This is a genomic window from Candidatus Aminicenantes bacterium (assembly GCA_026393795.1).
Taxonomy (GTDB): Bacteria; Acidobacteriota; Aminicenantia; order UBA2199; family UBA2199; genus UBA2199.
This window is the reverse complement of sequence record JAPKZL010000306.1, coordinates 1-7659: the sequence shown is the minus strand read 5'-3', so window position 1 is coordinate 7659 and position 7659 is coordinate 1. Positions and strand designations below refer to the sequence as shown.

At 54.0% G+C, this 7659-nt stretch carries 11 protein-coding genes; 2 read left to right on the top strand and 9 right to left on the bottom strand.

From position 1 onward, the window contains the following. The coding region (locus NTW95_15050) for a DUF4140 domain-containing protein (protein ID MCX6558724.1) at positions 1-502 on the top strand (502 nt) is incomplete at its 5' end. Positions 503-572: 70 nt separating this feature from the next. On the opposite strand, the gene ribF is transcribed toward NTW95_15050, so the two are convergent. From ribF to NTW95_15030, 4 genes are read right to left on the bottom strand one after another with little or no spacing between them, the layout of a single operon-like run. Next, positions 573-1478 (bottom strand): riboflavin biosynthesis protein RibF, encoded by a 906-nt coding sequence (ribF, locus tag NTW95_15045; protein ID MCX6558723.1) that lies wholly within the window; start codon positions 1476-1478, stop codon positions 573-575. 5 nt (positions 1479-1483) lie between these two features. After that, positions 1484-2464: a DUF4388 domain-containing protein gene (locus NTW95_15040; GenBank protein MCX6558722.1), complete on the bottom strand. Its 981-nt coding sequence runs from the start codon at positions 2462-2464 to the stop codon at positions 1484-1486. Continuing rightward, positions 2454-4214 (bottom strand): tetratricopeptide repeat protein, encoded by a 1761-nt coding sequence (locus tag NTW95_15035; protein ID MCX6558721.1) that lies wholly within the window; start codon positions 4212-4214, stop codon positions 2454-2456. Before NTW95_15035 ends, NTW95_15040 begins: the two co-directional genes overlap by 11 nt. Continuing rightward, a complete protein-coding gene (locus NTW95_15030) occupies positions 4211-4486 on the bottom strand; it encodes a DUF1844 domain-containing protein (protein MCX6558720.1) in 276 nt (91 codons plus the stop codon). Before NTW95_15030 ends, NTW95_15035 begins: the two co-directional genes overlap by 4 nt. Before the next feature lie 186 nt (positions 4487-4672). Between NTW95_15030 and mazG the strand changes: the two genes are divergently transcribed. After that, complete coding sequence (mazG, locus tag NTW95_15025) at positions 4673-5437, top strand: nucleoside triphosphate pyrophosphohydrolase (GenBank protein MCX6558719.1); 765 nt, start codon at positions 4673-4675, stop codon at positions 5435-5437. Between the two features lie 3 nt (positions 5438-5440). Here mazG and NTW95_15020 read toward each other — a convergent pair whose 3' ends face one another. The 5 genes from NTW95_15020 to NTW95_15000 form a co-directional block, all read right to left on the bottom strand. Continuing rightward, the gene (locus NTW95_15020) at positions 5441-5935 is read right to left on the bottom strand and encodes a bifunctional nuclease family protein (GenBank protein MCX6558718.1); all 495 of its coding nucleotides are present in this window, start codon (positions 5933-5935) and stop codon (positions 5441-5443) included. Between the two features lie 71 nt (positions 5936-6006). Continuing rightward, positions 6007-6474 carry a hypothetical protein gene (locus tag NTW95_15015; GenBank protein MCX6558717.1) on the bottom strand — a complete coding sequence of 156 codons (468 nt, stop codon included), beginning with the start codon at positions 6472-6474 and terminating at the stop codon, positions 6007-6009. Positions 6475-6614: 140 nt separating this feature from the next. Beyond that, on the bottom strand, positions 6615-6764 hold the full coding sequence (locus NTW95_15010; GenBank protein MCX6558716.1) for a hypothetical protein: 150 nt from the start codon (positions 6762-6764) through the stop codon (positions 6615-6617). 112 nt (positions 6765-6876) lie between these two features. Next, positions 6877-7314 carry a type II toxin-antitoxin system HicB family antitoxin gene (locus NTW95_15005; GenBank protein MCX6558715.1) on the bottom strand — a complete coding sequence of 146 codons (438 nt, stop codon included), beginning with the start codon at positions 7312-7314 and terminating at the stop codon, positions 6877-6879. A 99-nt stretch (positions 7315-7413) separates the two neighbouring features. Beyond that, a complete protein-coding gene (locus NTW95_15000; GenBank protein MCX6558714.1) occupies positions 7414-7596 on the bottom strand; it encodes a type II toxin-antitoxin system HicA family toxin in 183 nt (60 codons plus the stop codon). Between the last annotated feature and the right edge of the window lie 63 nt (positions 7597-7659).

Sequence of the window (7659 nt, the reverse complement as noted above, 5' to 3'; positions counted from 1 at the left end):
CATCATACTCCCTGGACAGGCCGATCCGGATTCTCTGGTGGTCCGCATAGCCAATGATTCGAAAATGAAAATCGATGATATAAACTGGCGACAGGTAAGCCGCCAGAATGATGAGAAGATCGCAAATCTCATGAAACAGCTTGAGAAACTGAAAGAGGCGCGGAAGAACCTTCAAGCGACGATCCGCGGCCTGGACACACAGATTCAGTTCTGGCAGTTACAGACCAAGGCGAAGTTAAAGACTATGGCAGATGTGCATAATATGTCCGCTGCTATAGGGAAGAGTATCCAGAAAGCTTATCAAGATAAACTTTCGAAGGAATCTGAACTCGAAAAAATTGAGAGACAAATAAAGGAGGCGCAGGATGATCTCGATCGCGCCGCAGGGAGAAAAGAAACCGCATGGGAGGTGACTGTTATTCTTTCCGGTTCGCGCGGTTCCGAAGCTACTCTCACATACACATACTCATTGGCCGGTTGCGGCTGGCCGACTGTTTCGTGATCCATGGTGATGACTCCTGAATGGGCGGTTGCGTGTCTTGCCTAAACTTTAGCAAAAAAGCGGCCCGATGTCAAATGCCCAGGCTGGTGACGTCGCGGCGGATCTGTTCTTGCAGGGCCTGGCTGGAGGCGAATTGGATCTCGGCCCTGATCTTGCGGATGAAGGAAATGGTCACCTTTTCACCGTAGACCATGCGCTGAAAATGGGGGACATGGGTTTCGATCCTGAGCGCTGCGGCAGTGTCCGCTGTCGCGCCGAACGTCGGGGCCGAGCCGATGTTGGTCAGCGAGGGGAATTGTTGCCGGCCGATCCGCGTCTCGGTGTGAAAAACGCCGGCCGGGAGAATCTGGTTGGCGGTGGAGACGTTGAGGGTCGGAAAACCGAGCTTGCTGCCGCGTCCGGCCCCCCTTTCGACGATGCCCTCGATGGCATAGGGATGGCCCAGCATGTGGTTGGCCTCCTCCACCGCTCCGGCCGCCAATTTTTTGCGGATCAGCGAGCTGCCGACCTGAAAGCCATCCCGGCGAACGGTCCGCGCCTGCATGACGGTGAAAGAAGCCTTGGCCGCCTGCCGGCGCAGGAAGGCCAGGTCTCCCTCGCGCCCGCGGCCGAAGCGGAAATCCTGGCCGATGATCAGCGTTTGCATGCGCAGCTTGTCCAGTAGGATGTCGTTGACGAAGGTGGCGGCCGGGATGTCAGCCACGCGGGCGAAATCGATGAAAAATAGGTAATCCAGCGGCTGGCGGCGCAGGACATCGAGCCGTTGCGCGTCGGTGCTGATCAGGCAAATGGGCTGGTGGAAGAAAAGGCGGGGATGGGGATGGAAGGAGAGCAGTACCGACAGCAATCCTTCGCGTTGGGCAGTTGCGGCCAGGGTGGCCACGATCTTTTCATGCCCGGCATGGAAACCGTCGAAATTGCCGATGGCGACCGCGCTGGCGCCGCTGGTTCTTTCCAGGCGGGTCCTGAACTTCATCCGCTCTAATGCACCGGCGGCGAGAGGCGCAGATATTGCTGGAAAAACTGGATTTTCAGCAAACCGTTTTTTTTATAGACCGGCCGCAAGGGGGCGAAAAAGGTAAGCAGCAGCGTCAGGGCCAGCACGATCATGCAAAAATTGAACAGCCGACGCAGCTTGTTGCGGTTGCTGAAATCACGATCCTCGGACAGCTTCCGTTCCTGAATTTCCTGGATCTCGGTTTTTTCCTTCTTCTTCATCAACCCCTTGTTGAACAGGTTGAAGAGCTTCTTGTAGATCTTGTACTCGGTAAACAAGCCCATTTCCACCAGGTCTTTGACCTTGTTCTTGCCGTTGATGTACTTGAGCAGGTTCAGTTCGATTTCGGATAGGAAGATGATGTTGTCGTCCTTGGAACTCCGGTCATCATCGAATTCGGACACCAGTTCGATTTTCTTGCTGCCCAGGTAGACCGGTTCGAAGACGATGTCTTCGTTGGGGATCACTTTCTTGATCAGCGGCCATTCGTCGAGCATCTGCACCCCTTCCATGATCAGGGTATCCACCGCGATGGGATTGAACAGCCTCAGGTCCTTGTTGATGTGGTCGAGGATCTTAAAATTGTATTCGCCTTTTTTCCAATTGAACAGCGAGAGGACGATCTGGATAGCCTGGATCTTGAGCATTTCGGGGATGATCTTCTCGTCGATCAGCCCCATGCCGATCAGGATTTCGCCCACTTTCTGGTTGGTGCGCTTCTGGATGGCCAGGGCTCGCTGCAGCATTTCTTCGCTGATGATTTCCTGCTTGACGCAGACGTTGCCCACCCGCATCTCCAGCTTCTTGGGGAAGGCGTCGATACCGACGATGCAGCCCTCCTCGAAGATGAGGGTGATAAAACCCTCCACGCTGTTGAAGGTCAGAATGCCCGTTTTTTTCTGCAGCGAAATCAGCTGCAGGATGTCGGGTACCTTGAATTCGCGCAGGGTTCCTTTAAAAGCCATGGTCGATCCCCCGCAATGAAAAGGCATTGATGGACAGGTAGAGGACAATGGCCAGCATGCCGATAAAATCGATGAACATAGGCACGGTGCCGAAGAAACTTTTGAAGGTCAGGGCGTTGAACACGTACAGGCCGAAGACGTTGACGAAAGCCAGGCAGGCGAAGGTGAAGGCCTTGCTCCGGTCCTTGAAATTCAGGCAATAACCCGGGATGAACAGCGACGCGACCAGGTGTAGGGCGTATTGAAAGTGGATCCTGCGGCTGATTTCCTTTTCCTTGATGATCTTGGCCTCCAGGAAGATGGGGTCCTTGATCAGGAATAGCTGGTAGCAATCCTCGCACAGGGGGTGCGCCTGCTCGATCGACTTTTTCTTGATTATTTTCGCGCACTTGTTGCAGAACGTGCTCTGGCCCAGGTGCGGCGCCAGCTTTTTGAGCAGGGTGGTGTAGACCAGCATGAGCAGGCAGGCCAGCAGGATCGGGAATTTGAAGAATTCGATGACGAGGTTGGATACGAAATTCCAGATATGAAATTCCTGCCAGGAAAAATTCAGCAGCCGCTTCCACAGGATGGCATTTGGAAGGTCGGCTGTCTGGGGAATGGCGGGCTTGCTTTTATATTCCTGAATCTCCGGATAATTTTTCAGGTAGAAACTGAACAAATCGGGGTCATTGTTCTTCAGCAGCGCCAGGGCGAAATTTTTCAGCGTTACCCGGTTGCGATTGTCGATGCTCAGCGACTGACGGTAGAATTGGATGCTCTGGGCCATGTTGCCTTTATCAAAATAGATGTTTCCCAGCAGGTTCAGCTTCATCGTCGAGAGATAGCCGCTGCCGGTGGCCTGGAGAATGTCCTGCGCCGTGTCCGCTTTGTGCTGGTTGTAGTAGGCGTACGCCTGCATGACCTTCATTTCGTTGTCGAAGCGATTGTACCGTGACTCGGGGAAAAGCTGCCCGGAGTAAACGCTCTGGACGGTTTGGAAACCGGAGCTCTGTAGGCTCTGCTCGAGGTAATGGTTGAAACCGTTGAGCAGGGTCATGGCCAGGAGGATGCCCACGATGCGCTTGGTATTGACCCGGTCCTCGTGCTTGAAATAAGGCCACATGAAGCCGCAGAACAGGAAGGGATAGTACCCCCAGCCGCCCAGGAGTCCCAGCGGCCACAGCAGCAGGGCCAGCAGCAGCGCCAACTTTCCGAACTGGATGCGGTTGTCCGCGCTCAGGAGGAAATCGTGGGTTACCAGCTTGAAATACTTGAAGAACATGGCGACGGTGGTGATATAGAACAGCATCAGGCTGGAGAAGAAAAGAACGTTGAAAAGTGTGTTGAGCAGCAGGAAGGCGCCGCTGAAATCTTTGCCGACCAGCCAGAACTGGCGCCAGACGTTCTTGAAATTCCACAGCCAGTTCCCCTGAAGGCGGCTGATCTTTTCCAGCTTGTTGAAGAGCGGCCAGGCATTCTGGGGGGAAATCTGCAGGATCTTCTGATAGAACGCTTGGGCCAGGGGAAAATTCTTTTTTTGGAAATAGCGGTCGCCCAGTTCGTTGAGCTTTTGCTGCAGTTCGAGCTTTTCGGCGGGGACCAGCCCCTGGGCGTCCAATTGCTCCAGGTTTTCCTTGACCGCGGCCATATCGCCGCTCGAATCGTAGAAGACGATTTTCTTGAGGTTGCTCCAGGGGTTGACAGCCGCCCGGGAAATCGAGCCCAAGAACAGCAGCGCGGTCAGCAGCAGGAGCGATTTTTTGCTCATGGCTCTTTCTTGTCTTTTTTGCCGATGATGCTCTGCAGGTTGGCCAAGGTGTCACCGATGAAGGCGGCGTCTTCTTGCTGAAGGTTGCCCCAGGTGGTGCGCTGCAGCTCGGCCAGCAGGTCGATGTAGAACCTGGCGCCCTCGATTTGGACGGCTTTCTGGCCGTGCAGGGGATCGGCGATTTCCCCCAGATGGATCATGGCCTGGGTGGCCAGAAGGATGACGATGGCGCGGATATCGCGTTTTTCCGGATACCGGTTTCCCTTGTCCATGCTTCTTTTTGCAAATTATAATATCACAAGCAAAAAATTTCTTCAAACAGCACAAATCATTCGCCGACTTTGGCGAATCTGATTTGTCTGTCCCCGCGGGGGCAACACAAATAATCCATCCCCTTGCCATCCGCGGCGATTCCCGCTATGATGGTTGCGGATCATCATTTTTGCAAGGGAACATAGATGAAAGAGTTTACCGGACTGGTACGGATCATGCGGAAGCTTCGCCGCCCGCGCGGGGGCTGCCCGTGGGACCTCGCCCAGACCCCGCAGACCCTCAAGGAATTCGTCCTGGAAGAGGCCCATGAGCTGGTCGAAGCCATCGACGGCGGCCAGGACGAGGAAATCAAGGAGGAATTGGGCGACCTGCTGCTGCAGATCGTTTTTTTGGCGCGCCTGGCCGAGGAGAAAAAGAAGTTTTCCATCCGCGACGTGATCGCGACCATCAGCGAGAAGCTGGTTCGCCGCCATCCCCATATCTTTGCCCAAGTCAAAGTCAACGGCGCCGATGAGGTCAAGGCAAACTGGGAGAAGATCAAGATCGCCGAAAAGAACAAGGAGAGCGTCATTTCCGATTATCCGTTGACCATGCCGGCGCTGCTGTTGGCCAACCGCATTGCCTCGCAGGCTTCCGGGGTCGGCTTCGATTGGGGCGACGCCGAAAAGGCCTTTGCCAAGGTCGACGAGGAGATCGGCGAACTACGCGCCGAAATCCGAGCTGGCGGCGCCGCCGAGCTCGAAGATGAGATCGGCGACCTCCTTTTTGCCGTGGCCAACGTGGCCCGGTTGCTGAAGGTCAACCCGGAGTTCGCCCTGGCGCGGACCAACAAGAAATTCACCGCCCGTTTTCGCCATATGGAGGCGGAATTGAAAAAAAGCGGCCGCGACATCCGCGCTACCACCCTGGCGGAACTGGACGCCCTCTGGGACCAGGCCAAGCGCCGCTGAGCCTTATTGTTCGATCTCGCCGAAATCGTTCGGCGTCAGTGAATTGAACCAGCTGTCGATCTTTTCCTCGCGGTTGAGCAGGCTGGAAAATACGTCGGTCAGTACCGATGTCTCCAGGATTTGACTGGACACGTAGATCTTGACGCCGTTTTTCAGGGCCAGGGCGACGGCATCCGAAGGGCGGCAGTCGATGGTGCAGATCCGGCCCTCCCTCTCAATGTACAACTCGGCGTAATAGGTGTTCTCAACGATGCCGGTGATGATGACCTTGGTCAGGACCGCTTCCAGGTTGCCCATGATGCAGGTGATCAGGTCGTGGGCCATGGGCCTGGGCGAGGGAATGCTCTCCAATTCTAGGGCGATCGAGTTGGCTTCGGCCATGCCGATCCAGATGGGAATGATCTTCTTGTCGTGGAGCGGTTTCAGCACCATGACCGGGGACTTGGAGATCTGATCCATGATCAGGCCGACGACGTTCACTTCGACGAATTTTTCCATGTGCACGAATTATATAGTATCAAAATCGCGATTTGTCAATTTAATTGCGCGGGATGGCCGGCGCCGGACGGTTAGGGCCGGCGGTTGATCACGGTGGCCCGGTCGTCGCCGCTGACCACCGGCTCGGCGAAGCGGACGCTGAAGTATCCTTCCACCTTGAACGGCAGGGAATAGCCCTTCCCTTTGTAAAGGGGCAGAAAGGCGCCTCCGCCCGCATTGGCGCTCAACCGCCGGCAGCCGCTGGCGTTGGCTGCAACCGGGAGTTCGATGGTTTCGATCAGGGTCGTGGTCAGCGGCTGGCGGTCCAGGTATTGTTTCAGCGCTTCGGCTTCTTCCCGGCTGAACTGTTCGTTCACGTATTCCTCGGGAAAAGCCCGTTCCTTTTCATCCAGCTGGACGTATTCCTGGATGGCCGCCTCGAAGGGGACGAGGCTTTGCTTTCTTTCCAGGACGAACCAGTTGATCTTGACCTCTTCGTAGCGCTTGCCCTGGTAAACAAAATTCCGCACCAGGGAATGAACGGTGAATAGGCGCTCCATGGCTCCTCCTGCCTGCGGTTTTAAAATAGCAGAGAGGAAATCAAATTGCAAGGGTGCTGCCGCCTCGTTTCCATTTTGCGCCTCAATATGGAGATGATCTACCCAAAATTAAATAAATGTCAAATTGGCTGAGATAAAATTTAGGCTAGATTTTTTAGATATTCGACCAGCAGGCGCACGCCGAATCCGGTCGCCCCTTCGGCGGCCAGCCAGAAACCGGGCTTGCTCAGGAAAGCCGTGCCGGCGATGTCCAGGTGGGCAAAGGGGACGGATCCGGTGAACTCGTTCAGGAAAAGCTTCAGGGTCGCGTCTCAAAAATGAACTTTATTGAAACGTGGATGGTAATTTTCCTGCTGTGTTGAATGATGTAAGGGCGACCGGCCGGTCGCCCCTACTTGGTGATCAGTGAGTCAGTATTGGTTTTAGAATTTCGAACAACTGCAGGAAACGGTCGGCTGAAGGCACCACGATTCCTTTTTCATAACGGGATATATGTTGTTGTTTAATGCCCAGTTTTTCGGCTAATTGGGCTTGGGTTAAGCCGGCGCGTTCACGGGCCATGCGGATGGAAACAGCAACCTGGAGTTTCTTATCAATATCTATTTTCTCAACAATATCTCCACGTAAAATCTTTTTACCGGCCGCCTTGAAATAATCGGGAAAATCCCGCTCCAGAACAACTTCGATTACTCCTTCCAAAGCTTCTTTGATCATGGTTCGGGCTTCTTCTAGAGTGTGACCCTCACTGGCCACTCCAGCCACTTCCGGGCAGAAAGTGAAGTAACTGCCATCCTTGGTTTTGCGAAAAACCGCGGTCGGCTCAAACGATTCGATAACCATGCTTCCTCCTTAGAGCCTTATAACAAATTCTAAAATTTGTTAGCTCTTTAGAACAAATTTTGAATTTGTTATCTAAGGCTCTTATCCAGCTCTGCTGGGTCAGGGCAATGAGACTCCGGTTTTTTTGGATATCTCTTTTAGAAGGCCGATGCCCATGTCCCATTTGTGGCAGGGAACCGGCACGACCAGGCCGTCCTTTTCCATCATGAAATGCGAGCCTTTAACCCGTACTATTTTCCAGCCGTGCTGTTTCAATACTTTCACCACATCCTTGCCCTTCACAAATTAATAATACATCATAAATGGTGTATTGTCAACAAGATAAGTTGAATTTTATTGGAATTT

What these genes read in the sequence shown, in the direction of transcription:
- NTW95_15040 (MCX6558722.1), bottom strand. Translation starts at nt 2,464, where the DNA reads ATGGCTTTTAAAGGAACCCTGCGCGAATTCAAGGTACCCGACATCCTG.
- mazG (MCX6558719.1), top strand. Translation starts at nt 4,673, where the DNA reads ATGAAAGAGTTTACCGGACTGGTACGGATCATGCGGAAGCTTCGCCGC.
- NTW95_15035 (MCX6558721.1), bottom strand. Translation starts at nt 4,214, where the DNA reads ATGAGCAAAAAATCGCTCCTGCTGCTGACCGCGCTGCTGTTCTTGGGC.
- NTW95_15005 (MCX6558715.1), bottom strand. Translation starts at nt 7,314, where the DNA reads ATGGTTATCGAATCGTTTGAGCCGACCGCGGTTTTTCGCAAAACCAAG.
- ribF (MCX6558723.1), bottom strand. Translation starts at nt 1,478, where the DNA reads ATGAAGTTCAGGACCCGCCTGGAAAGAACCAGCGGCGCCAGCGCGGTC.
- NTW95_15015 (MCX6558717.1), bottom strand. Translation starts at nt 6,474, where the DNA reads ATGGAGCGCCTATTCACCGTTCATTCCCTGGTGCGGAATTTTGTTTAC.
- NTW95_15020 (MCX6558718.1), bottom strand. Translation starts at nt 5,935, where the DNA reads ATGGAAAAATTCGTCGAAGTGAACGTCGTCGGCCTGATCATGGATCAG.
- NTW95_15030 (MCX6558720.1), bottom strand. Translation starts at nt 4,486, where the DNA reads ATGGACAAGGGAAACCGGTATCCGGAAAAACGCGATATCCGCGCCATC.